23 protein-coding genes are annotated in these 23,200 nt (G+C 71.6%); 11 read left to right on the top strand and 12 right to left on the bottom strand.

Translation table 11 applies throughout. The annotated features are described in order from the left end of the window. Positions 1-35 precede the first annotated feature (35 nt). On the top strand, positions 36-962 hold the full coding sequence (fdhD, locus tag ABD901_RS01825) for a formate dehydrogenase accessory sulfurtransferase FdhD (RefSeq protein WP_345120441.1): 927 nt from the start codon (positions 36-38) through the stop codon (positions 960-962). On the opposite strand, the gene ABD901_RS01830 is transcribed toward fdhD, so the two are convergent. From ABD901_RS01830 to ABD901_RS01845, 4 genes are all read right to left on the bottom strand, one after another. Further along, on the bottom strand, positions 871-2,115 hold the full coding sequence (locus tag ABD901_RS01830) for a DUF4192 domain-containing protein (protein WP_345120443.1): 1,245 nt from the start codon (positions 2,113-2,115) through the stop codon (positions 871-873). The genes fdhD and ABD901_RS01830 overlap by 92 nt on opposite strands. Positions 2,116-2,196: 81 nt before the next feature. Next, positions 2,197-2,730, bottom strand: a complete 534-nt coding sequence (locus ABD901_RS01835; protein ID WP_345120445.1) for a GNAT family N-acetyltransferase — start codon at positions 2,728-2,730, stop codon at positions 2,197-2,199. Between the two features lie 222 nt (positions 2,731-2,952). Next, a complete protein-coding gene (locus ABD901_RS01840) occupies positions 2,953-3,153 on the bottom strand; it encodes a DUF397 domain-containing protein (RefSeq protein WP_345120447.1) in 201 nt (66 codons plus the stop codon). A gap of 31 nt (positions 3,154-3,184) precedes the next feature. Then, entirely contained in the window at positions 3,185-3,988 is an 804-nt protein-coding gene (locus ABD901_RS01845) for a helix-turn-helix domain-containing protein (protein ID WP_345120449.1), read from the bottom strand. A 213-nt stretch (positions 3,989-4,201) separates the two neighbouring features. On the opposite strand from ABD901_RS01845, the gene ABD901_RS01850 reads away from it, so the two are divergent. The 8 genes from ABD901_RS01850 to ABD901_RS01885 all read left to right on the top strand — a co-directional run bounded on the left by ABD901_RS01850 (position 4,202) and on the right by ABD901_RS01885 (position 13,215). Next, positions 4,202-4,459: a hypothetical protein gene (locus ABD901_RS01850; RefSeq protein WP_345120451.1), complete on the top strand. Its 258-nt coding sequence runs from the start codon at positions 4,202-4,204 to the stop codon at positions 4,457-4,459. 10 nt (positions 4,460-4,469) lie between these two features. Continuing rightward, a complete protein-coding gene (locus ABD901_RS01855; RefSeq protein ID WP_345120453.1) occupies positions 4,470-4,646 on the top strand; it encodes a hypothetical protein in 177 nt (58 codons plus the stop codon). A gap of 502 nt (positions 4,647-5,148) precedes the next feature. Continuing rightward, positions 5,149-6,282, top strand: coding sequence for a pyruvate dehydrogenase (acetyl-transferring) E1 component subunit alpha (gene pdhA, locus ABD901_RS01860; RefSeq protein WP_345120455.1), 1,134 nt, complete (start codon positions 5,149-5,151; stop codon positions 6,280-6,282). Beyond that, entirely contained in the window at positions 6,282-7,262 is a 981-nt protein-coding gene (locus ABD901_RS01865; RefSeq protein WP_345120457.1) for an alpha-ketoacid dehydrogenase subunit beta, read from the top strand. Before pdhA ends, ABD901_RS01865 begins: the two co-directional genes overlap by 1 nt. Before the next feature lie 11 nt (positions 7,263-7,273). After that, positions 7,274-8,680, top strand: coding sequence for a dihydrolipoamide acetyltransferase family protein (locus ABD901_RS01870; protein WP_345120459.1), 1,407 nt, complete (start codon positions 7,274-7,276; stop codon positions 8,678-8,680). Between the two features lie 230 nt (positions 8,681-8,910). Continuing rightward, positions 8,911-9,045 (top strand): hypothetical protein, encoded by a 135-nt coding sequence (locus ABD901_RS01875; RefSeq protein ID WP_345120461.1) that lies wholly within the window; start codon positions 8,911-8,913, stop codon positions 9,043-9,045. Between the two features lie 244 nt (positions 9,046-9,289). Beyond that, positions 9,290-11,380 (top strand): hypothetical protein, encoded by a 2,091-nt coding sequence (locus ABD901_RS01880; RefSeq protein WP_345120464.1) that lies wholly within the window; start codon positions 9,290-9,292, stop codon positions 11,378-11,380. Next, positions 11,377-13,215, top strand: a complete 1,839-nt coding sequence (locus ABD901_RS01885; RefSeq protein ID WP_345120466.1) for an NHL domain-containing thioredoxin family protein — start codon at positions 11,377-11,379, stop codon at positions 13,213-13,215. Before ABD901_RS01880 ends, ABD901_RS01885 begins: the two co-directional genes overlap by 4 nt. A gap of 117 nt (positions 13,216-13,332) precedes the next feature. Here the strand turns inward: ABD901_RS01885 and ABD901_RS01890 are convergent, their stop codons facing one another. Genes ABD901_RS01890 through ABD901_RS01900 form a run of 3 tightly spaced genes read right to left on the bottom strand, consistent with a single transcriptional unit; the run spans position 13,333 to position 15,733 of the window. Then, the gene (locus tag ABD901_RS01890) at positions 13,333-14,265 is read right to left on the bottom strand and encodes a LamB/YcsF family protein (RefSeq protein ID WP_380137402.1); all 933 of its coding nucleotides are present in this window, start codon (positions 14,263-14,265) and stop codon (positions 13,333-13,335) included. 29 nt (positions 14,266-14,294) lie between these two features. Continuing rightward, the gene (locus ABD901_RS01895) at positions 14,295-15,143 is read right to left on the bottom strand and encodes a 5-oxoprolinase subunit C family protein (RefSeq protein WP_345120468.1); all 849 of its coding nucleotides are present in this window, start codon (positions 15,141-15,143) and stop codon (positions 14,295-14,297) included. Next, entirely contained in the window at positions 15,140-15,733 is a 594-nt protein-coding gene (locus ABD901_RS01900; RefSeq protein WP_345120470.1) for a 5-oxoprolinase subunit B family protein, read from the bottom strand. The genes ABD901_RS01895 and ABD901_RS01900 overlap by 4 nt, the downstream gene beginning before the upstream one ends. A gap of 117 nt (positions 15,734-15,850) precedes the next feature. On the opposite strand from ABD901_RS01900, the gene trhA reads away from it, so the two are divergent. Then, positions 15,851-16,480 (top strand): PAQR family membrane homeostasis protein TrhA, encoded by a 630-nt coding sequence (gene trhA / locus ABD901_RS01905; RefSeq protein ID WP_345121121.1) that lies wholly within the window; start codon positions 15,851-15,853, stop codon positions 16,478-16,480. 4 nt (positions 16,481-16,484) lie between these two features. On the opposite strand, the gene ABD901_RS01910 is transcribed toward trhA, so the two are convergent. Further along, a complete protein-coding gene (locus ABD901_RS01910) occupies positions 16,485-16,742 on the bottom strand; it encodes a DUF6458 family protein (protein WP_345120472.1) in 258 nt (85 codons plus the stop codon). 87 nt (positions 16,743-16,829) lie between these two features. Here ABD901_RS01910 and ABD901_RS01915 point away from each other — a divergent pair, with 87 nt between their 5' ends. Continuing rightward, on the top strand, positions 16,830-17,312 hold the full coding sequence (locus ABD901_RS01915; RefSeq protein WP_345120474.1) for a SixA phosphatase family protein: 483 nt from the start codon (positions 16,830-16,832) through the stop codon (positions 17,310-17,312). A 48-nt stretch (positions 17,313-17,360) separates the two neighbouring features. Here the strand turns inward: ABD901_RS01915 and ABD901_RS01920 are convergent, their stop codons facing one another. From ABD901_RS01920 to ABD901_RS01935, 4 genes are all read right to left on the bottom strand, one after another. Next, complete coding sequence (locus tag ABD901_RS01920; protein ID WP_345120476.1) at positions 17,361-19,214, bottom strand: acyl-CoA dehydrogenase; 1,854 nt, start codon at positions 19,212-19,214, stop codon at positions 17,361-17,363. A gap of 254 nt (positions 19,215-19,468) precedes the next feature. Further along, positions 19,469-20,593: a PP2C family protein-serine/threonine phosphatase gene (locus tag ABD901_RS01925; protein WP_425556649.1), complete on the bottom strand. Its 1,125-nt coding sequence runs from the start codon at positions 20,591-20,593 to the stop codon at positions 19,469-19,471. 47 nt (positions 20,594-20,640) lie between these two features. Continuing rightward, the gene (locus ABD901_RS01930) at positions 20,641-21,246 is read right to left on the bottom strand and encodes a septal ring lytic transglycosylase RlpA family protein (RefSeq protein ID WP_345120480.1); all 606 of its coding nucleotides are present in this window, start codon (positions 21,244-21,246) and stop codon (positions 20,641-20,643) included. A gap of 138 nt (positions 21,247-21,384) precedes the next feature. Further along, positions 21,385-23,151, bottom strand: a complete 1,767-nt coding sequence (locus ABD901_RS01935) for a proline--tRNA ligase (protein WP_345120482.1) — start codon at positions 23,149-23,151, stop codon at positions 21,385-21,387. Between the last annotated feature and the right edge of the window lie 49 nt (positions 23,152-23,200).

Consider the following 23,200-nt stretch of genomic DNA (forward strand, 5'->3'; position numbering starts at 1 on the left):
AGAACGTCGACACGCTCCGGCAGAGAGGTACAACCATGGGCCGCGTCACGCAGCGCCGCACCATTGTCCGCGTTGCCATGACGCCCAAACCCGCCGAAATACCGGACACGTCCCGGACCGACGCGTTCGCGGTCGAGACGCGGGTGGGTCCGGACACGCTCGCCGCCGAGGAGCCCCTCGAGATCCGCGTCGGCGGCAGCCCCCTCGCGGTCACCATGCGCACGCCCGGCGACGACCTCGACCTGGCCATCGGTTTCCTGCTCACCGAGGGCGTGATCCACAGCGCCGCCGACGTGGTCACGGCCAAGCTGTGCGCCGGCGACGAGGAGCCCAACTCGTACAACGTGGTCGACGTCCGCCTGGCGGCCGGCGTCCCGGCGCCCGAGGCCCAGCAGGCGGCCCGGAACTTCTACACCACCTCCTCCTGCGGCGTATGCGGCAAGGCGAGCATCGAGGCCGTGCGCACCCGCTCGGCGTTCGACGTCGCCGCCGACCCGGTCACCGTCGAGCCCGCCGTGCTGGCCTTGCTCCCGGACGCCCTGCGTCGCCGGCAGCGCGCCTTCGAGACCACGGGCGGGCTGCACGCCGCCGGCCTGTTCACGCCCGGCGGCGAGCTCCTCTGCCTGCGCGAGGACGTCGGGCGTCACAACGCCGTCGACAAGGTCGTCGGCTGGGCGGTGCGCCAGGAGCGCCTGCCCCTGGCCGGCCACGTGCTCATGGTGAGCGGCCGGGCCAGCTTCGAGCTGTGCCAGAAGGCCTGGATGGCCGGCCTGCCGGTGCTCGCCGCCGTCTCCGCGCCGAGCACCCTCGCCGTCGACCTGGCCGCGGAGGCCGGCCTCACCCTCATCGGCTTCCTGCGCGGCCCGACCTTCAACGTCTACGCCGGCGCTCATCGCGTCCTGGGGATACCGCCCGATCAGGCCGGGCCTCACCGCGAGGCTCGCCTTTCCCCGGCTCGCTGACGCGGCCCTTTCCCAGCTCGATGGCGCGACCCTTCGCCGGCTCGGTGACGCGGCCCTTCCCCGGCTCGGCATGGCGCATCGGGCCGCGCCGCGGGCGGTCGACGGACCGTCGCGGCCGGCCCGGCGGGCGTCGCCGCCGGCGGGTCGGCGCGATCGGCGGCACCTGGCCCGGCGACAGGCCGCGACCGAGGATTTCCGCCATGAGGCCGGCCGCCGAGTAGTCCGGGTCGGCGTCCAGCGCCCGGTCGAGTGCGAGGGACGCGTGCAGCCCGTTGCCGGCCCGCCAGCTCAGGTACGACAACAGCGTCGCCGCCGGCGCCACCGACGCCGGCTCGCAGCGGCGCACCAGGTCGGTCCACAGCCGCCGGTGCGCCTCCCCGAGGTGGCCGGCGCGGCGCACGTCCCGGTCGAGGCGCTCCCAGGCCCGGTCCCGGAACGTCACGACGTGCAGCAGCACCTGCAGCCAGGCCACCTCGTCGTCGGTGAGCCGGCCGCCCTCCCCGTATCGGGCGAGCGCCAGGTCGAGCGCGGCCCGGCCCGCGCCGGCGAGCAGCGCCCGGATCGCGGCGGCGTCACGGCCCGCGACGAGGCGCAGCACGCGCAGGTTGGCCCGGTTGCCGGCCTCCTCCATCGCATCGAGCGCCGGGCCGTGCGGTCCGGCGAAGGCGGCCGCCACGGCGGCGCGGTCGGGCAGCGCGACCAGGCCGGCGAGCGTGGCCTCGGCGGCGACGAGCGAGGTGGTGGGGTCGAACGCGCGGCCCTCCGGCGGGCAGCAGCCGGGCGCGGCGCACAGCAGCGACCAGTAGCGCCCCTCGTGCGTGCGCAGCATGTCCAGCAGCGCGATGCCGGATCGCTCGAGCGCGGCGGCCACCGCGCGCAGGAACGGCTCGGCGCGGCCGGGCGGCCCGTAGCCGATCAGCAGGGCGCCGTCGATGCCGTTGCGGCTGAACAGCCCGGCGTAGTGCTCGGCCAGCACCTCGCCGGCGTCTCGGTCGCCGGGCAGGTCGCCGGGCAGGTCGCCGCGCAGCTGCACGTGCAGGCCGCTGCCGCGCAGGCCGAGGGCGACGAGGCTGTCGGTCGGGTGGAACCCCATGAGGTAGGGCATGGCGGAGAGGAGCTCGGCGGGGCCGCGCAGGCGCATTCGGGAAGCCATGCATCGAGCCTCGCCCGGGCCGGGCCGCGCGTGAATGAGCGGTTTTCGGCTGTGGATAACCCCGCAGGCCCTGTGGATAAGTCAGTAACGGAAGCGCAGATCGTGTAGGTCGATGCCGTCTTCGAAGGCCGAGCCCTTGCGGTCGAGGTCGATCGCGAGGGTCACCCGGGCGAGCGCGTCGTAGCCGGCGGCGTGCAGGCAGCGGATGGCGTCCAGGTTGCGGGCCGCCGGCGAGATGCTCAGCTGCCCCAGCCCTCTTCGGCGGGCCTGGTCGGCCACGTGCGCCAGCAGCGCGCGCCCGATGCCCTCGCCGCGCCGCGCGGACGCGACGACCAGCGGCTCCACCTGGCCGCCACGGCCGTCGAGCAGCAGGCCCACCATGCCGACCACGGCGCCGCCGGCGTCCGAGGCCACCCACATTCCGGACAGGTCGAGGCGCGTGAGGTACTCCTCGAACGCGGCGCCCGAGTCGTCCTCGGACGTCGCGCCGTAGAGCCCGGCGTCGGCCGTGGTGAGCTCCGCCCACAGCTGGCGGCACTCTCGATGGTCGGTCGGGCGGTACGCCCGGATCGTGAGGGCCGACACCTGCGCGGCCGGCGTCACCTGTGTGGTCATAACTCATAGTTACTCCGCCGGGCCCCGTTACGACACCCACATCGCAGGATTGCCACCTGGCCCGATTCGCAACTTTTGCTGCAGCGCGCTAGTAAAGACCTTCATGTACCGACCGAATCCGAACGCGGGTTAACATCGGAATCGGCTCGCAGCTACGACGAAGGGACGGCCGGTCGGGGCCGTCCCTTCGCTGTTTTCCAAGCTGGATCTTGTTTATCAAAACTACGGCAGGCGGAATTCGCCGTCCTCGTCGACCGCGGCGATGAAGGTCTCCCACTCGACGCGGGTGAAGCGCACCAGACCCGCGTCCGGTGCGTTCGAGTTGCGGACCTCGATGACGCCGTCGACGAGCCGCGCCTGGACGCATGCTCCGTTGTTACCGCTGCGGGTGGGCTTGTGCCACTCCTCGTTCAGCGCAGCCATTCTGCGCACTCCTTCGGGGTCGGGGCCGTGCTCAGTTCGCGGCTTCCTCGATCACCTTGATCGATTCCAGTGGGCTGAGCGCGGCGGCTCGCAGATTTTCGAACACGTCGTGATAGCGCTGGACATCATCGGCGGCAGGATAGATGTCGCCAGTCATTGCCTCGGCATAGACGACGCTTGGTGCACCATCGAACTTGAGAATCGAGAACGACCCAGCCATGCCGGCATATGCCCCTCCGGAGAAGGGCAGGATCTGGACCGTCACGTTTCTCGACCTGGCCGACTCGCCCAGGCGCTTGAGCTGCGACCGCATGACATCGGGCCCGCCGATGAGGCGCCGGATCACGCTCTCGTCGAGGACCGCGATGAAGTGCAGGGGTGGCTGATCCGCGCGGTTGAGGAGCACCTGCCGCTCGCGGCGGGCCTTGACGTGCGCCTCGACCGCGTCCTCGGACTCTCCGGGTGAGGCGGCGAGCAGCGCGCGCGTGTACTCCTCGGTCTGCAACATCCCAGGCACGACCAGCGCCTCGTAGTTGCGGATCTCGATCGCGCTGGACTCCAGCCCGATGAACCGTGAGTAACTCGCCGGCAGATCGCCGTAGCGGGCGAACCAGCCCCGCGTCTTGCCCTCCCTGGCGAGGACGACCAATGTATCGATCTGTTCCGGATCATGAACGTCGTAAATCTGGAGGAGGCGCTCCAGCGTGCTGCGCCGGACTCCGACCTTGCCGCCCTCCATCCGGCTGATGGTGCTGGGTGAGCAGTCCAGCTGCAGCCCGACGTCCTCGGTGGTGAGTCGCGCACGCTCGCGCAGCTCTCTCAGTTGCTTGCCCAACTGAAATCGGGGGAACGTGGGGCTGTGGGGGGTAGACAACGGTCACCTCCATTACTCAGCACGAGTGTGTCCGTTACCGGGTTGACGCGCAAGCGTCGCAGCGTCTGAGCGATTGCCTTGCTCTACTCAACTTTGACTTGCCGTATTGCCGCGCGAAACGTGCACGTGCATTCTGGATGTGTCAGATCGCTCCTCGCCGGAGGGAGATCCGTGGTGTTCGAGGACGACACGCTCCTGCTCGAAGGCGCACCACGACTCTTCGGCATTGTCGCCGATCCACTCGACGACGACCATCCACAGGTCGTCGCCTGGGGGCACGAGCTGCCCGATCAGGCCGTCCTCACCTGGCGCCTCGGCAACGGCAAGACCGAGATCGCCGTGTTCCGGTCGGCCGAAGCCGCACTGGCCACGGCGCAGCAGCTCTACGACGCGCGCCTGCTCTGGACCGCACCGGCGGTCCAGGGGTTCTGAGGGGTATCAAATGGCGGTGATCTACGACCACGCGGTGACGGACGCGCGCCGGCGCGTCGAGCGGCACCAGCCCGTGCCCGGCCACGGCGGCGGCTGCGCGGCCGGGTGCGCGCAGTGGCCCTGCAAGCCGTACTCGACGGCATGGGCGGTCGTGACGCGCAACTCCAACACGCGCGCCGGACGGTAGTCCCCGGCCGCCGAATCGGCCGACCGGAAAATGCCTGATCGACCGACCCGGATGGATACCACTGCCGCGGCGTTGCCGATCGGTCGGACCCGAAGGATGCGGCGCGGAGATGAGCGGTGGCCGCCGGTCGGGTGAGAACGGGCGGTGGTGGCGCACGCCGGAGGAGAACGGGACTCCAATAGGTCGAGACAAACGGACCAACGCCACGTAACCGCGAAACGATCCGCCCGACCTGGGGGGATTTTTGCGGATTAGTCCGCCGGTGCGGCCCGACTCCATGGTGTCGATCCACACGCCTTCTGCGATGCTGGACACACACCGGCAACGGGGCCGTAGCCTCCGCATACCCTGCGAGGCAGAGCCCGGGGCCGGCTCCCGGGCATGATCACCGTCATGCCCAACCGCGACGCGCCGACCCCACCGGGTTGCCGCGTAGCAGCCACCCCCGCTGCGCGGCAGGGTCACCCCCGCTGCCGACGCGAGAGACGACAGGGAGAAACGGATGGCGAAGGGCGAAGTCAAGGCCCGGGCGCACACGACACGGGCCGTGCCTGAACCCGCGTTCGTGCAGCTGCTCACCCCCGAGGGCGACCGGGTCGAACACCCCGACTACGCGGTCGACTTCACCGACGAGGAGTACCGCTCGCTGTACCACGACCTCGTCGTGGTCCGGAAGCTCGACGCCGAGGCGACCGCCTTGCAGCGCCAGGGCGAGCTGGGCATCTGGGCGAGCCTGCTCGGTCAGGAGGCGGCCCAGGTGGGCTCCGGCCGGGCGCTGCGGGCGCAGGACATGGCCTTCCCGACGTACCGCGAACACGGCGTTCTGTACTGCCGCGGCATCGACCCGATCATGCCGCTCAGCCTGTTCCGCGGTGTCGACCAGGGCGCCTGGGACCCGAACGAGTTCAAGTTCAACATGTACACGATCGTGATCGGCGCCCAGACGCTGCACGCGACCGGATACGCGATGGGCATCGCCAAGGACGGCAAGGTCGGCTCCGACGACGGCGAGGCCGTCATCGCCTACTTCGGCGACGGCGCCACCAGCCAGGGCGACGTCAACGAGGCCTTCATCTGGGCGTCGGTCTTCAACGCCCCGCTCGTGTTCTTCTGCCAGAACAACCAGTACGCGATCTCCGAGCCGCTGGAGCGCCAGACGCGCGTCCCGCTGTACCACCGGGCAAGCGGTTTCGGTTTTCCCGGCCTGCGCGTCGACGGCAACGACGTGCTCGCCTGCTACGCGGTGACCCGCAAGGCGCTCGACGACGCGCGGCACGGCCAGGGCCCGTCGTTCATCGAGGCGTACACGTACCGCATGGGCGCGCACACCACCTCCGACGACCCGAGCCGCTACCGCATCGCCAGCGAGGTCGAGGCCTGGCAGGCCAAGGACCCGATCAAGCGGCTCCGCGCGTTCCTGACCAAGCAGGGCATGGCGAAGGACGGCTACTTCGACGCCATCGACGAGGAGGCCCGCGTGGCCGCCGTCGGCCTGCGCGAGCGGGTGCTCAACATGCCCAACCCCGACCCCCTGACGCTGTTCGACCACGTGTACCCGCACGGCTCCCCCGAGCTGGCACAGCAGAAGGAACAGTTCGCCAAGTACCTTGCGTCGTTCGAGGGGAGTGGGCACTGATGACCGCGGAGAACCTGACCCTCGGCAAGGCGCTCAACACCGGTCTGCGCCGTGCGATGGAGCGCGACCCCAAGGTCCTGATCATGGGCGAGGACGTCGGCAAGCTCGGCGGCGTCTTCCGCATCACCGACGGGCTGCAGAAGGACTTCGGCGACGAGCGGGTCATCGACACCCCGCTGGCCGAGTCCGGCATCGTCGGCACCGCGGTCGGCCTCGCCATCCGCGGCTACCGCCCGGTCTGCGAGATCCAGTTCGACGGCTTCGTCTACCCCGCCTACGACCAGATCGTGTCGCAGGTCGCGAAGCTGCATTACCGCTCGCAGGGCAAGGTCAGCCTGCCGATCGTCATCCGGATCCCGTTCGGCGGCGGCATCGGCGCGGTCGAGCACCACTCGGAGTCGCCGGAGGCCTACTTCGCGCACACCGCCGGCCTCAAGGTCGTCTCCTGCGCCAACCCCGACGACGCGTACTGGATGATCCAGCAGTCGATCGAGTCCGACGATCCGATCATCTTCCTGGAGCCCAAGCGCCGCTACTGGGAGAAGGGCCAGGTCAACGTCGACAGCGCGAGCCTGCCGCTGCACGCCGCGCGGGTCGCCCGCCCCGGCAACGACGTGACCGTGCTCGCCTACGGCCCGATGGTGCGCACCGCCCTCGACGCCGCCACCGCGGCGGAGGAGGACGGCCGCTCGCTGGAGGTCATCGACCTGCGCACGCTGTCGCCGCTGGACATGGCGCCCGTGTACGAGTCGGTGCGCCGCACCGGCCACGCGATCGTCGTGCACGAGGCCCCCGGCAACCTCGGCCTCGGCGCCGAGATCGCGGCCCGGGTCACCGAGGAGTGCTTCTACTCCCTCGAGGCCCCGGTCCTGCGCGTCACCGGCTTCGACACGCCGTACCCGGCCGCCCGCCTGGAGGAGGAGTACCTGCCGGACCTGGACCGGGTGCTCGACGCCGTCGACCGCTCGTTCGGGTTCTGAGGGGAAGACGGATGACCAGGGTCAAAGAGTTCAACCTGCCCGACCTCGGCGAGGGCCTCACCGAGGGCGAGATCCTCAAGTGGCTCGTGCACGAGGGCGACACGATCGTCCTCAACCAGCCCATCGTCGAGGTGGAGACCGCGAAGGCGGCCGTCGAGATCCCCGCGAAGTGGGCCGGCAAGGTCAGCCGGATCTTCCACCCCGAGGGCTCGACGGTCGAGGTCGGCCAGCCGATCATCGCGATCGACACCGACCCCGGCGCCGGCGACCTGCCCGCGCCGTCGGCCGCGTCGCTCGCCGCTGTCGAGGTGGCCGGGGACGCGCCGGTGGAGCCCGGCCTGATCGGCGGTCCCGCTCCGGGCGGCCGCACCGCCGTCCTGGTGGGTTACGGCCCCAAGACCGCGGTGGCCAAGCGCCGCCCGCGGTCGTCGGCGTCCGCGCCGGTTCAAGAGCCTGCTGCGGTACCCCCACCGGCACCCGCCCCCACCGCTCCGGCCGCGCCCGCGGCCCGCACGGTGACGCCCCCGGCACCGGCTCGCAACGGGGCCGTCCTCGCCAAGCCGCCGGTCCGCAAGCTCGCCCGCGACCTCGGCGTCGACCTGGTCGGCATCGAGGGCAGCGGCCCCAACGGCTCGATCACCCGCGACGACGTGCTGACCGCGCAGTCGGCCCCTGCAGCGGCTCCGGCCGCCGCGGCGCGCCCGGCCCGGGCGCCGGGCGAGCGCGAGGAACGCGTTCCCGTCAAGGGCGTGCGCAAGCTGACCGCCGAGAACATGGTGGCCAGCGCGTTCGCCGCGCCGCACGTGACCGAGTTCCTCACGGTCGACGTCACCCGGTCGATGAAGGCCCTCGAGCGGCTCAAGGCACACCGCGACTGGCGGGACGTGCGCGTCTCGCCGCTGCTCATGGTGGCCAAGGCGGCGCTGCTCGCGCTGCGCCGGCACCCGATGGTCAACTCGACGTGGGCGGGCGACGAGATCGTCGTCAAGCACTACGTCAACCTGGGCATCGCGGCCGCCACCCAGCGGGGCCTGATCGTGCCGAACATCAAGGACGCGCAGGAGCTCACCACCCGCGAGCTCGCCGACGCCCTGACTGCGCTGGTCGGCACCGCCCGTGACGGCAAGACGCCACCTGCCGACATGGCCGGCGGCACGTTCACGATCACCAGCGTCGGCGTCTTCGGCGTCGACTCGGGCACCCCGATCCTCCCGCCCGGCGAGTCGGCCATCCTGGTCTTCGGCGCCGTGCGCGAGCAGCCGTGGGTGCACAAGGGCAAGATCAAGATTCGCCAGGTGACGACTCTGGGCCTGTCCTTCGACCACCGCATCATCGACGGCGAGCTCGGCTCGAAGTTCCTGCGGGACGTCGGCGCCTACCTGGAGGACCCGGAGGGCTCCACGCTCGCCTGGAGCTAGCGCGGCACCGGCCTTGCCCGTAGGCAGGCCAATTCATCGACAGTGGCCTCGTGCGATGCACGGGGCCACTGTCATATGCCCGACGAACAGGGCGTTTGCCCAGCTGCGAGCTTACGAATCTTCGGCTGGTGTGCCGCATCACTTCATATTCACTGGCTTTGGATCTTTTCACGGGCGTGTAATGGATGCGAAACCAAAGTGTCCTTACACCCGCCCCAAGGGAGCCAGCCGTGAGCACCTTCTTCGAGCGCTACAAGGCCCGCCGCAACGCCGCCCGCCGCATGGAGGCCATCGAGCGCGCGATCGCCAAGAACCCGTCGTCCGCCCTCCGCGACGAACTCCACGCCATGATCAACCGCAGTTAGCCCTCCCCCGTTCAGGGCTTCCTGCCTCCCGAACCGCCCCGGTCCGTCCCCTCCCCCGGACCGGGGCGGTTTTGTACGTCCTGCCCGCTTCGTCCCGGCCGATTTCTCATGTCTTGCCCACCCCTGGTTTGCTGAGCGCGGTGCCGGCGTTTGCCATCCCCAACCGACGAACCTCGGTACCGGCTCTGCCATGGCACTCCCCGGTCGACTACGGTCGCAAGGGTCTGACCAACAGGAGGCACGCATGACGTCCGACCAGCAGCACCCGTCCGAGCAGCCGGACGAGGGCGCGGCGGCAGCGCCGCCGGTCGGCAGGGCCCCGGCCGTCCGGGCAACCGCTTCGGTCCCCGTCCCCTCCTCACCCCCACCTTCGCCGCTGGCGCCAGCCACGCCGCCGTCGATCCCCGAGCCTTCGCCGTCCGCGCACGACGCCGCGGACGCCGAGCCGGCCGAGCGCCCCGGCCCCTTCCCACCGGCCGGCCCGCTCCCGCCGCGCGTGCCCCAGGTCCCGCCGGGCATGCCCCCGTACGGGCAGCAGCCCTCCGCGGGCGGCGCGTCGGGCAAGGCATCGGTGCCTACCCAGTTCGGCCAGGCCCCACCGCCGGCCGCGGGCCCCGCCGGGAGCTTCCCCGGCTTCACCCCGGCCCCTCCAACCACTCCCGCCACTCCGGCCGCTCCGGCTGCTCCCGCGGCCTGGCCCGAGCCGAGCCCGTGGGCCCCCACGCCCCCGCCGGCCGGCCCATCGTCCGGCGCACCCGTCTCCGGCGCCCCGATCTCGAGCGCGCCGGTCTCCGGCTCCGCCCGCGTACCGACCGGCACCGCCCAGGTCCCCACGGGTAGCGCCCAGGTTCCCTCCGGCACCGCCCAGGGGACGCCGCCGACCGGCACCGCCAAGATCCCTCTGGGTTCCGCGCGGGTTCCGACCGGTTCGGCGCAGGTTCCGACCGGTTCCGCGCAGGTCCCGACCGGCTCGGCCCAGTTGCCCACGGGCTCGGCCCAGGTCCCCACCGGTTCGGCGCAGGTGCCGACCGGCTCCGCGCAGGTGCCGACCGGGACGGCCCAGGTGTCCGGCGCCGGCGCGCCCGGCGTGCCAGCGCCGCCGAACCTCGGGCAGATCCCGCAGGAGAGCGCACCGCAGCCCCGGACGTACCAGGCCCGCGCCCAGGTCTCCGTCCCGCCGGTCTCCTCCGTGCCGCCGGTTTCGTCCGCGCCGCCGGAAACCTACGGCCAGCCCGTCTCCTCAGCGCCGCCGGCCACCTACGGCTCTCCGGCCTCGTCGACGCCGCCGGGCACCTACGGGCAGCCCGTCTCCTCAGCGCCGCCGGCCACCTACGGCTCTCCGGCCTCGTCGGCGCCGTCGGACTCCTACGGGCAGCCGGACTCCTACGGCTCCGCGGCCACCTACGGGCAGCCGGACTCGTTCGCTTCGCCAGCCTCGTTCGGCTCGCAGGACTCGTACGGCTCGCAGGACTCGTACGGCTCGCAGGACTCGTACGGGTCGCCGGCCGGATCGCAGGACTCGTACGGCCCGTCCGACTCGTACGGGTCGCAGGACTCGTTCGGGTCGGCGGGTTCGGCCGCGCCGCCGTTCTCGTCCACGCCGCCCGGTTCGTACGCGCCGCCGCCGGTGTCCGGTGCGTCGGGATCGGGCGGGCCGGGCTCGGCACAGCCGGGCTTCGGCGCCTATCCGCCCCCGCCCGCGACCTTCCAGGCGTCGGCGTCGGCCACCGGATACCAGGGCACCGCGACGCCGCCGACCAGCGTTCCGCCCGCCGGTGGGTCGCCGTTCGACGCTCCGTACGGCGGCGCGCCCGCGGGGTCCGCGCCGGTCAGCGGGCCCGGGCTGTACCAGGCTTCGCCGCCGCCGGCCGGCGGGACGTACCAGACGTCCGCGCCACAGGCCACCGGAGCGTTCCCGGCAGCGGGCACGCCGCGGTACAGCGACCTCGTCACCATGCCCGGCGACAACCCGCCGCCGATGCGGGGCATCGAGGGCGACGTCCCGCCCACGCCCGAGCCGCCGGTCAAGAGCCGCCGCGGCCTGCTCGTCGGCCTCGCGATCGTGGTCGCGGTGTTCCTGCTCGCGGTTGCCGGCACGGCCATCGTGGTCAAGGTCAGCAACCTCGGCACCACGAGCTTCGCGGTCAACTCCTGCGTCAAGCAGGACGGCGAGGGGGCCAAGGGCGCGAGCTGCTCGGACAAGGACTCGTTCCGGATCGTCTCCAAGGTCGACGAGCCGTCGAGCTGCTCCGACGCCAGCCAGCCGTTCATCGTCCTGCAGCACAAGGGGCAGAAGGACCAGGTCCTGTGCCTCCGCCCGGCGAGCCAGAAGTGACCGCCGACTCGCCACTGCTCAAGGCCCGCGTCCGCGCCCCGGAACTGCGCGGCCGCGGCTGGCTCAACACGGGCGGCCGGGACCTACACCTGTCCGACCTGCGCGGCAAGATCGTGCTGCTCGACTTCTGGACCTTCTGCTGCATCAACTGCCTGCACGTCCTGGACGAGCTGCGCCCCCTCGAGGAGCGCTACTCGGACGTGCTGGTGACGATCGGCGTACACAGCCCGAAGTTCGAGCACGAGAAGGACGCCGCGGCGCTCGCTGCGGCCGTCGAGCGGTACGGGGTCGACCACCCGGTGCTCGATGATCCCGAGATGCTGATGTGGCAGCAGTACGCCGCGAAGGCCTGGCCGACCCTCACGGTCGTCGACCCCGAGGGCTACGTCGTGGCGAACATGGCCGGCGAGGGCCACGCCGAGGGCCTCGCCCGGCTCGTCGACGAGCTCGTCCGCCTCCACGAGGCGCGGGGAACTTTGCGGCGCGGGGACGAGGCTCATGCGGTACCAAATCCGGATTTGACGCTTTTGCGCTTTCCCAGCAAAGCCTTGGCGCTGCCCGACGGGCATTTCCTCGTCTCCGACGCCACGCACCAGTCGCTGGCCGAGCTCGCCGCCGACAACGAGACCCTCGTGCGCCGCATCGGCACCGGCCGCCGCGGCCGCAAGGATGGCACCGAGCCCGAGTTCTCCGAGCCCGGCGGCCTCTGCCTGCTGCCGCCGCACGCGGCCGAGATCGCCGGCTACGACGTCGTGGTGGCCGACACGGTGAACCACCTGCTGCGCGGCCTGCGCCTGTCCACGGGCGAGGTCACCACGGTCGCCGGCAGCGGCAGCCAGTGGCGCGGCACCGTCGACTTCGAGGCGCACGACTCCCTGGCCGTGGACCTGTCCTCCCCGTGGGACGTCGCATGGTTCGACGGCAAGGTCGTGGTGGCGATGGCCGGCATCCACCAGCTGTGGTGGTTCGACCCGGTGAAGCGCACGGCCGGCATGTACGCCGGCACGACGGTCGAGGCCCTCAAGGACGGCCCCCTGGACGAGGTCTGGATGGCCCAGCCGTCCGGCCTGTCCACCTCCCCCGACGGCCGCCGCCTGTGGATCGCCGACAGCGAGTCCTCGGCAGTGCGTTGGATCGAGGACGGCGAGATGCACACGGCCGCCGGCCAGGGCCTCTTCGACTTCGGCCACGTCGACGGCCCCGCGGATCAGGCCCTGCTGCAACACCCGCTCGGCGTCCTCGCCCTGCCCGACGGCAGCGTCCTGATCGCCGACACGTACAACGGCGCCGTCCGCCGTATCGCCGCCGGCCAGGTGACCACGGTCGTCGACGGCCTGCAGGAGCCCAGCGACCTGGTCCTGACGGCCGAGGGCGACGTGATCGTCGTCGAGTCCGGCGCCCACCGCCTGGTCCGCCTCGGCGCCGGCACTCTGGCGGCGGCCGGCATCGACGTGTCGGGCGTACGCCACCGCACGGAGCGCCCCCCAACGCTGCTCTCCCCCGGCGAGATCGAGCTGGACCTGATCTTCGAGCCCGCACCGGGCCAGAAGCTGGACGAGTCGTTCGGCCCGTCGACGCGGCTGGAGGTGTCCGCGTCCCCGCCGGAGCTGCTCATCTCGGGCTCGGGCGTGACGACGGCCCTGCGCCGGACGCTGGTCCTGTCCCCCGACGTCCCCGCGGGCGTACTGCAGGTGGTAGCCCAGGCCGCGACGTGCGACATCGACGCCGAGTTCCCCGCCTGCCACCTGACCCGCCAGGACTGGGGCGTGCCGATCAGGGTGGAGCCGGACGGCGCCACCCGCCTCCCGTTGATCCTGCGAGGCATGGACGCCTGACACGTTGGGTTACGGAGTCTCACCCTCCGTAACCACATTGATCAACTGTTTGGTGGTGCGTGTTACGGTGGGTTATCAGCGGCCCGCCCCGCCGCCGAGTTCCGTCCGCACGTCTTCCTAGTCAACGAACGGCTCAACGGCAACACCAGCGACCAACAGTCCGTCGCGCACCGCCCGCGCCATGTCGACCGCGCCAGGCGTGTCCCCGTGCACGGAGAGCGACTCGACCGGCATCGGGATGAGGGTGCCGTCAACGGCCTGGACGACGCCTTCGAGGGCCATGCGCACGGCTCGGACGACGACCTGGCCGACGTCGGTGACGAGCGCGCCCCGCGAGGTGCGGGGGACGAGGCGGCCGTCGGGGAGGTACCCGCGGTCGACGAAGCCCTCGGCCACGACCCGGAGGCCGCGCTCGGCGGCGAGCCGGGCCAGGACGGAGCCGGGCTGGCAGAGCACCGGGAGCCCCGCGGGGCTCGACGGACCCGTGCCGCCCAGCCCGGTCGCGGCCCGGGCCGTGCCCTCGCCGCGCCGCCCAGCCGGGTCGGCGTGGTCGGCCGGGTTCAACGAGTCGGCAGGGCTCGGTCGGCCGCCGACGCTCGGCGCACCCGCGCCCGTCGACGCGCCCGCTGCGGCGCCGAGGGGTGAGAGATCGGCGGGCGCGGGGAAGGCGGCGGCGGCCGACACGACGGCCGACGCGTGGGACTCGTCGATGGCCGCGGTGTTGTACAAGGCACCGTGTGGCTTCACGTAGGCGACCGGCCCGAACGCCGCCAGGGCGCCGATCTGGTACCGCAGCTCGTCGGCCAGCTCATCCGCCGGCACGTCGATGCGGCGGCGGCCGAAGCCTGCCAGGTCGCGGTAGCTCACCTGGGCGCCGACCCGGACGCCCTCGGCCGCGGCGCGGGCACTGACGCGGCGCATCGTGGACGGATCGCCGGCGTGGAAGCCGCAGGCCACGTTGGCGCTGGTGACGATCGTGAGCAGGGCGTCGTCGTCGCCCAGGCGCCAGATGCCGAAGCCCTCGCCCAGGTCGCTGTTCAAGTCCACCACGGGATCGAACGGTAATCGCAAACAGCGGGCTACGGGCGGAAGTGGACCTCGTCGCCGGGGCGAGCCTGTGCCAGTAGCGGCAGGTCGGCGGCATGGACCACCGCGACCACCGGGTACCCGCCCGTCGTGGGGTGGTCGGCCAGGAACACCAGCGGCTGGCCGTCGGCGGGGACCTGGACGCTGCCGAGCACGATGCCCTCGCTCGGCAGCTCGGCGGCGTCCGCGCGGGTCAGCGACGGGCCGGACAGGCGCGCGCCGACCCGGTTGCTCTCGGTCCGGACCCGGTACGGGCCGCCGACCAGCGCCTCCGCGTCCGCGAAACGGTCGGCTCGGGGGCCCCAGGTGATCCGCAGGGTGAGCGGGCCGCCCAGCACGGGGCGCGGTGCAAGATCCACGGCGGCCGGCGACGCGACGACGGGCCCGAGCGGCAGGTGGGCGCCCGCTCGCACCACCGGCGGGCCGAGCAGGGACAGCGTGTCGGTCGAGCGGCTCGACAGGACCGGCGACGGGGTCAGGCCGCCGGAGATCGTCAGGTACGCGCGCAACCCGAGCACCGCCCGGCCGACCTCGATCCGGTCGCCGACCCGAACCTGCACGGGGGCGTTGAGCGGTGCCGGGCGGCCGCCGACCCGCAGCGGGGCGGCCGCGCCGGTCAGGGCGATCGTCCCGGGGCGGCGCGCGACCGCCGCGAACGGGCCGAGCGTGATCTCCAGGCCGGCGGCGGAGGCCGGGTTGCCGACCAGGCGGTTGCCCAGCAACAGCGCCGGGCGGTCCAGGGCGCCCGAGCGCGGCACGCCCAGGTGCGCATAACCGGCGCGCCCCAGGTCCTGCACCGTGGTCAACGGCCCGGCGACCTCGACCAGCAACCCGCCGCTCACGCGGAACGGAACCGCACGGTACGGCCCGGCGTGAACAACGCGGGCGGCTCGCGGTCGACCCGGAACAGCTCGGCCGAACTGTGGCCGACGATCCGCCAGCCGCCCGGCGACGGGGTCGGGTAGATGCCGGCGAACTCCGCGGCCAGGGCGACCGACCCGGCGGGCACCCGGGTCCGCGGCGTGCCGAGACGCGGCACGTTCCAGGGCAACCCGCTCAGATAGGCGAATCCGGGCGCGAACCCGCAGAAGGCGACGGTCAGCTCGGTCCCGGTCAGCACCTCGACGACCGAGGCGACGGTCGTGCCGGTGTGTGCGGCCACGAACGGCAGGTCGATCCCGTCAAAAATCACGTCCACGACGAGGGTGGGCTCATGCGGTACCGCTGCAGGATCGATCGACCAGTCGCGCAATCGGGCGGCAAGGGCCGCGGGATCGGTCACCCCGTCTAGCAGGACCGTGCGCGCGCCGGGCACGATGTCCACCACCGACAGCCGGCCGGCGGCTCGCTCGGCGTCCAGCGCGGCGAACCAGTCCAGCGGGGTGTCGACCTCGATGAGGAGCGCGTCGGCGCCGACCGGGCGAAGCTGCACTCCGTCACGATAGACGTCAGGAAGATACTTGCGAGTAACCTACGGTACCGTAACCTGGAGGGCGTGACCGTGAAGACCGAAACCCGGCTGCGCCCGGTCGACCTCGGCAAGCCGCGCATGCGCGGCTGGCTGCATGCGTATGCGGCCGGCGCCGCCGTCGTGTGCGGGATCGTGCTGTGCTCGCTCGCGGCCGCGCGGCCGGGGTGGGCGCCCTTCGTCAGCTGCGTGATCTACAGTCTCACGGTCGTGGCGCTGTTCGGCACGAGCGCGCTGTACCACCGGCGGGTCTGGTCGGAGCGCGGGTACAAGATCATGCGCCGGCTCGACCACTCGATGATCTTCGTGTTCATCGCCGGCACCTACACCCCGTTCAGCGTCCTGCTGCTCAGCGGCAACACGCGGGTGGCGATCCTGGCGACGGTCTGGAGCGGCGCGGTCCTCGGCGTGGGCATGAAGTTCGCGACGGGGTTGAGCAAGCGGCGATGGCTCTCCGCGCCGCTGTACATCGCGCTGGGATGGGTGGCGATCGCCGTGCTCCCGGACATCCTGCACACCGGGGGCGTGACCGCACTGGTGCTGACGCTGGCCGGCGGGGCGTTCTACACGGTCGGCGCCGTGTTCTACGCCCTGCGCAAGCCCAACCCGTGGCCGACCGTCTTCGGCCACCACGAGTTCTTCCACGCCTGCACGCTGGTCGCGGCGATCTGCCACCACATCGCGATCTACTTCGCGTTGTACGCGAAATAGCGAACTAGTACCGCCGCGTGCGCCGCTCGACGATCTCGTCCGCGGTCGGCGGGATCGCGGTGCCGGCCGCCGGGGGCGGCGGCGGGACCGCGCGACGGCGCGTGTTCCAGAAGTAGAGGGTCAGGACCAGGCCGACGAGCCCGGCAATCTGCAGGATCCAGCCGATCGTGTCGAGGTTGAACGGCCCGAGATCGGTGTCGTCCAGCCCGAACGTCATGATCGCTCCGACAACGATCAGAAGAATGCTTCCGCCGATGCCCATCGAAGACCTCCCGAGGCTGTCTGTTGGGTAACCGTCTGTGCCCGGGTTACCCACGTGCGACGTTCTTCAATCGGGCAGGCTGTCTCCATGACCGTGCGCACGCTCATCCTGCTCCGGCACGCGAAAGCCGCGAACCCGGATGACTACGACACCGACATCGAGCGTCCACTGGCCCCGCGCGGGCATCGCGACGCCACCGCGGCCGGGGACTGGCTGCGCAGCGAGGGACTGACGCCGGACGCCGTGCTGTGCTCGACCGCGGTGCGCACCCGGGAGACCCTGGCCGACCTGCGCCTCGCCGACACGGTCCCGGTGATCTACGAGCATCGCATCTACGTCGGCTCCGCCGAGGACACCCTGGACCTCGTACAGCACGTCGACGCCGCGACCGAGACCCTGCTCCTCATCGGCCACAATCCCACTATTTCCGATTTATCCGACACCCTCGCACCCCGGGCGCTGCCGGACGGCGTCCTGCCGACGTCAGGCATAGCCGTACACCGCTTCAAGGGCACCTGGCACGACGTCGGGACCGCCCCGTTGGCCACCCAGCACACCGCACGCGGATAGCAAAAGGGGGAGGGCGCCATTGCCCTCCCCCTGCAAATCCAAGAACGCCTAGAACGCGTCCTCGGAAAGCTGCATCGCGTCCAGCGCGGTCGACTCGATCACGCGACGGTCGGCGCCGACGCGCGGCAGGATCTCGTGCGCGAAGAACTTCGCCGCGGCGACCTTGCCCTCGTAGAAGGCCTTGTCCGCCGGCGACACCTCGCCCGCGAGCGCCTTGAGGGCCACCTCGGCCTGCCGCTGCAGCAGCCAGCCGACCACGATGTCGCCGAGGTCGAGCAGGAAGCGCCGCGAGTTGAGGCCCACCTTGTAGAGCGCCTGCGGGTCGCCCGCCTGCGCCTCGCCGAGCCAGCCGGTGAAGATGCCCAGGATCTGCTGCACCTCGGCCAGGGCCTTGCCCAGCGCCGCCCGCTCGACCTTGAGCTGGCCGTTGCCGCCCTCGGCCTCGAGGAACTGCTGGATCTCGCCGGCCACGGTGAGCAGCGCCTTGCCCTGGTCCTTCACGATCTTGCGGAACACGAGGTCGAGGCTCTGGATCGCGGTCGTGCCCTCGTAGAGGGTGTCGATCTTCGAGTCGCGCACGTACTGCTCGAGCGGGTAGTCCTGCAGGAAGCCGGAGCCGCCGAAGGTCTGCAGCGACTCGTGGCCGAGCAGCCCGTAGGCCCGCTCGGAACCTACGCCCTTGACCAGCGGGAGCAGCAGGTCGTTGACCCGCTTCGCGATCCTGGCCGCCTTCTCGTCGCCCGCCGCCTCGGCGAGCGCGACCTTGTCCTGCCACGACGCCGTGTAGCAGACCAGGGCGCGCAGGCCCTCGGCGTACGACTTCTGGGTCAGCAGCGAACGGCGCACGTCCGGGTGGTTGATGATCGTGACCCGCGGCGCCGCCTTGTCGTTGCTGACCAGGTCGGAACCCTGGACGCGGCTCTTGGCGTACTCGAGCGCGTTGAGGTAGCCGGTCGACAGCGTCGCGATGGCCTTGGTGCCGACCATCATCCGGGCGTACTCGATGATGAGGAACATCTGCCGGATGCCCTCGTGCACGTCGCCGAGCAGCCAGCCCTTGGCCGGCACGCCGTGCCCGCCGAAGGTGACCTCGCACGTGGTGGACACCTTGAGGCCCATCTTGTGCTCGACGTTGGTCACGAACGCGCCGTTGCGGTCCTTGAGCTCGCCGGTCTCGGCGTCGAAGTGGAACTTCGGCACGACGAACAGCGACAGGCCCTTGGTGCCGGGGCCGCCGGCGCCGGGCGTGTCGACCGGGCGGGCCAGCACGTAGTGGACGATGTTCTCGGCCAGGTCGTGCTCGCCGCTGGTGATGAAGCGCTTGACGCCCTCGATGTGCCACGAGCCGTCGGCCTGCGGGATCGCCTTGGTGCGCCCGGCGCCGACGTCCGAGCCCGCGTCGGGCTCGGTGAGCACCATCGTGGAGCCCCACTGCTTGTCGACGAAGAGCTTCGCCCACTTCTTCTGCTCTTCGGTGCCCTCGATGCGCAGCGTGTTGGCGAAGGAGGGGCCGGAGGCGTACATCCAGATCGGCGCGTTCGAGCCCAGCACCAGCTCGGCGAGCGACCACCACAGCGCGCGCGGCGCCGCGGTCCCGTCGAGCTCGGCGGGCAGGTCGAGGCGCCAGAACTCGGCGGCCATGAACGCCTGGTAGGACTTGCGGAACGACTCGGGCATGCGCACCGAGTGCGTCGCCGGGTCGAAGACCGGCGGGTTGCGGTCGCCGTCGGTGTAGCTGGCCGCGAGGTCCTCGCGGGCCAGGCGGTCGACCTCGCCGAGAATGCTCCGGGCGGTGTCCACGTCGATGTCGCCGTAGGGGCCCTGACCCAGGACCTTGTCGACACCGAAGACCTCGAAGAGGTTGAACTCGAGGTCTCGCAGGTTGCTCTTGTAATGGGTCATCGCGGAGAGGCCCCCGTCTCTGGGTCGCTGCTGTTCCAAGCCGAGCATGGCCGACCGAGGTTACCAGTCGGTAACAGCTATCTTATTACTGGCTAGTAACGTCGGACAACCCGCACCGGCAAGTGAGCCGGACCACAGATGCGACCCAAGACCCAAGACACGAACAAAGATCCGAGCTACCGCGGCGCCCGCCGTGGGCACGGTCCGTGACTCCCGGGCCTGCCGCGTCCGCGCGTAGTCACCCGCGGCGGCGCTCAGGACGACGCGACGCCCGCGCCGCCGATGTCCCAGCTCGGCACCGAGGCCGGCGGCTTGACGCCCTGGTACTCCACCAGCACCAGCGCGATGTCGTCGTCGAGCCGCCCTCGCACCCACTCCAGCAGCGCGCTCTCGAGCGACTTGAGCCCGTCGCCAACGGTCCCGTGCCCCAGCAGCCGCTGCGCCCGCTCCGCGGTCGGGAAGAATTCCCCGTCGCGGCGCGCCTCGGCCAGCCCGTCGGTGAAGAACAGCAGCCGGTCGCCCGGCTCCAGGCGCTCCACCCGCGGCTTGACCACCGGCATGAAGCCCAGCGGCGGCGCGTTGGACGGCGGGTCGAGCTGGATCACGCGCCCGCGGCGCAGCAGCAGCGGCGCGGGGTGGCCGCAGTTGACGATCGTCAGCGTTCCGCCGCGCTCCTCGACGAGCGCCGCGGTCACGAAGTCCTCGTCGCCGAGCGAGCGGGCGACGGCCCGGTCCAGGTCGGCCACGATCGCGCGCAGGTCGCCGCGCTCGAAGGCCACATGGCGGTAGGAGCCCAGGACGATGCTGGCCAGGCGGACCGCGTCGAGGCCCTTGCCGCGCACGTCGCCGATGATCATGCGCACGCCGTAGGGGGTGTCCAGCGCCTCGTAGAGGTCGCCGCCGATGTCCGCGGCGGCGCTGGCGGAGATGTAGCGGGCCGCGACCGTGAGCGGGCCGACCTGGGGGCCGAGCGGGCGCAGCACGGCGCCCTGCGCGACGGAGGCGAGGCGGGACAGTTCGGCGTACCGCGCGATCTGCCGCTGCCGGATCGCCCCTACGGCGGAGGCGATCCCGCTGGCCACGATTACGCCGCCCAGGTTGAGCATCAGCACCAGCGCGCGGTCGCGGCTGTGCATGAGCTCGATCGAGCAGAACAGGAACGCCAGCAGCGTCGAGGCGCTGCCGACGGCGAGCACCTCCGGCCAGGACGCGAACGCCGCGGCCAGGAACGGCGCCGCCGCGAGCAGGCCCACGTAGTCGGCCCTGACCCCGTCGGCGACCTCGGCGGCCAGCACGAGCGCGATCAGCACGAAGGCCGCGCCGACACCGGCGCGGGCCTCGGGAAGCAGCTGACGTTTCATAGGTCCGGCAAACAGCATGCCACCAACCCGGCCCCGGTCCGCTCCATCAAACGGCCGGGTCTGCCTTACTTGAGTACCTCGTACCGCGCGTTGATGACACCGGCACCCAGCGAGGCGATCTTCTGGAACGCGGCGCGGGACAGGTCGATGCAGCGCCCGGACACATAGGGCCCACGGTCATTGATCCTGACCACTACGGAGCTGCCGTTGGCGAGGTTCGTCACCCGAACCTGCGTGCCGAACTTCCACTCCTTGTTCGCGGCGGTCATGGCGTTCGGGTCGAACGGCTCGCCGCTCGCCGTCATCTGGCCGTCCGCGTAGTACGACACCTTGCAGGTGCCGGTGCTCGACACCCCGGTGGCGGTCGCCGTCGAGGTCGTCGGCTTGGGCTTCTTCGACGGCGTCGGCGAGGCCGTGACCGGCACGGAGCCGAGGCCGGCGGTGTCCGGCGGCAGTGCCGCGGAGGCGGAGGCCGAGGGATCGGGGCGATTGCCGCGGTCGGCCCGCTCCTGTGGGCTCCGCGCGGCGTCCACCACCGCCTCGGGCTTGGCATCGTCGGAAACGAGGTTCACGGTCGCCACCGCGCCGCCCACGAGGACGACCACGGCCGCGATACCGGCGATCAACGGGACGAGCTGGCGGCGACTCACGACGGAATGTCGGCCGGACAACGTCTGCACCCTTCGTCGACAGCAAGGCCGTGCCCGACCGTAACGGTCGGGCACGGCCGCCCGTCAAACCGAAGCGCGGCGACTGTCCGCATTTGCCCGCATAGTTCCAGCCGAACGGATGACCCGCGGAGGAGCCGTTCAGCCGATCTGCGAAACGACCGCCGTGACGGCCTCCGCGAGCGCGACCTCCGACTTGTCGCCGGTCTTGCGGTCGCGGATCTCCACCACGCCGTCGGCCAGGCGCTTGCCCACCACGACGATGGTCGGCACGCCCAGCAGCTCGGAGTCGTTGAACTTCACGCCGGGCGAGACGTCCTTGCGGTCGTCGAGCAGCACGGTCAGCCCGGCCGCCTCGAGCTGCTCGGCGAGCCGCTCGGCGCCGCCGCGGATCTCGTCGGTCTTGCCGGCCGCGACCACGTGCACGTCGGCCGGCGCGAGCTCGCGGGGCCAGCACAGGCCGCGGTCGTCGGCGGTCTGCTCGGCGACCACGGCGATGGCGCGGGACACGCCGACGCCGTAGGAGCCCATCGTGACGACCTGGGCCTTGCCGTTCTGGTCGAGCACGGTGAGGCCGAGCGCGTTGGCGTACTTGCGGCCGAGCTGGAAGATGTGCCCGATCTCGATGCCGCGGGCCTGCTCGAGCGCGCCGCCGTCGATCGGGCAGATGTCGCCGTCGACGATGCGGACCGCCTCGATCGTGCCGTCGGGGGTGAAGTCGCGGCCGGCGACGAGGTTCATCACGTGCTTGCCCGGCTCGTCGGCCCCGGTGATCCACGCGGTGCCCACGACGACTCGCGGGTCGACGAGGTACCGGATCTCGCTCGCGCCCTTCTCGCCCAGCACGCCCGGCCCGATGTAGCCCTTGACCAGCGCGGGATGCTGCGCGAACTCGGCCTCGGTCATCGGCGCGACCTCGGCCGGCGACACCGCGGCCTCCACGCGGCGCAGGTCCACCTCGCGGTCGCCCGGCACGCCGACGGCGAGGGGCTCGCGCTTGCCGTCGGGCAGGGTCAGCGTGAGCATGACGTTCTTGAGCGTGTCGGCGGCCGACCACGCCGCACCGTCGCGGCGCAGGTCCTCCTGGGCGTTGAACAGGTCGACCAGCGTCTCGATCGTCGGGGTGTGCGGCGTGTCGACGACCTGCGCGGCGGGCAGCCCGTCGATGGGCCGGGCCGCCGGCGCGGGCGTCACGACCGCCTCGACGTTGGCCGCGTAGTCGCCGTTGGTGCACCGCACGAACGTGTCCTCGCCGATCTCGCAGGTCGCGAGGAACTCCTCCGACGCGCTGCCGCCCATCGCGCCGCTCATCGCGGAGCAGATGACGTAGTCGAGGCCGAGCCGGTCGAAGATGTTGATGTAGGCCTCGCGGTGGCGGGCGTAGGCGGAGCGCAGGCCGTCGTCGTCGACGTCGAAGGAGTAGGAGTCCTTCATGACGAACTCACGGCCGCGCAGGATGCCGGCCCGGGGGCGCGCCTCGTCGCGGTACTTCGTCTGGATCTGGTACAGCGTGAGCGGCAGGTCCTTGTACGAGGAGCACATGTCCTTCACGGCGAGCGTGAACATCTCCTCGTGCGTGGGCCCGAGCAGGTAGTCGCCCTGGCGGCGGTCCTTGAGCCGGAAGAGGTTCGCGCCGTACTCCGTCCAGCGCCCGGTCGCCTCGTAGGGCTCACGGGGCAGCAGGGCGGGGAACGACAGCTCCTGGCCGCCGATCGCGTCCATCTCCTCGCGGATGACCCGCTCGATGTTGCGCAACACCCGCAGGCCCATCGGCAGCATGGTGAAGATGCCCGGTGCGACGCGGCGCACGTATCCGGCCCGGACCAGCAGCCGGTGGCTGGTCACCTCGGCGTCGGCGGGATCCTCGCGCAGTGTCCGGAGGAACAGCGAGGACATCTTCAGGACCATCTGTGTCCACCTTCTTGTGGCCGTTTCCGTCACGTTGGACGATACCGAA

Source organism: Dactylosporangium darangshiense, from assembly GCF_039537565.1.
GTDB classification, from domain to species: domain Bacteria; phylum Actinomycetota; class Actinomycetes; order Mycobacteriales; family Micromonosporaceae; genus Dactylosporangium; species Dactylosporangium darangshiense.

Coding starts and splice junctions, on each gene's coding strand:
- fdhD (WP_345120441.1), top strand. CDS start 36: ATGGGCCGCGTCACGCAGCGCCGCACCATTGTCCGCGTTGCCATGACG.
- ABD901_RS01830 (WP_345120443.1), bottom strand. CDS start 2,115: ATGGCTTCCCGAATGCGCCTGCGCGGCCCCGCCGAGCTCCTCTCCGCC.
- ABD901_RS01835 (WP_345120445.1), bottom strand. CDS start 2,730: ATGACCACACAGGTGACGCCGGCCGCGCAGGTGTCGGCCCTCACGATC.
- ABD901_RS01840 (WP_345120447.1), bottom strand. CDS start 3,153: ATGGCTGCGCTGAACGAGGAGTGGCACAAGCCCACCCGCAGCGGTAAC.
- ABD901_RS01855 (WP_345120453.1), top strand. CDS start 4,470: ATGGCGGTGATCTACGACCACGCGGTGACGGACGCGCGCCGGCGCGTC.
- pdhA (WP_345120455.1), top strand. CDS start 5,149: ATGGCGAAGGGCGAAGTCAAGGCCCGGGCGCACACGACACGGGCCGTG.
- ABD901_RS01865 (WP_345120457.1), top strand. CDS start 6,282: ATGACCGCGGAGAACCTGACCCTCGGCAAGGCGCTCAACACCGGTCTG.
- ABD901_RS01870 (WP_345120459.1), top strand. CDS start 7,274: ATGACCAGGGTCAAAGAGTTCAACCTGCCCGACCTCGGCGAGGGCCTC.
- ABD901_RS01880 (WP_345120464.1), top strand. CDS start 9,290: ATGACGTCCGACCAGCAGCACCCGTCCGAGCAGCCGGACGAGGGCGCG.
- trhA (WP_345121121.1), top strand. CDS start 15,851: ATGCGCGGCTGGCTGCATGCGTATGCGGCCGGCGCCGCCGTCGTGTGC.
- ABD901_RS01910 (WP_345120472.1), bottom strand. CDS start 16,742: ATGGGCATCGGCGGAAGCATTCTTCTGATCGTTGTCGGAGCGATCATG.
- ABD901_RS01915 (WP_345120474.1), top strand. CDS start 16,830: ATGACCGTGCGCACGCTCATCCTGCTCCGGCACGCGAAAGCCGCGAAC.
- ABD901_RS01920 (WP_345120476.1), bottom strand. CDS start 19,214: ATGACCCATTACAAGAGCAACCTGCGAGACCTCGAGTTCAACCTCTTC.
- ABD901_RS01925 (WP_425556649.1), bottom strand. CDS start 20,593: ATGCTGTTTGCCGGACCTATGAAACGTCAGCTGCTTCCCGAGGCCCGC.
- ABD901_RS01935 (WP_345120482.1), bottom strand. CDS start 23,151: ATGGTCCTGAAGATGTCCTCGCTGTTCCTCCGGACACTGCGCGAGGAT.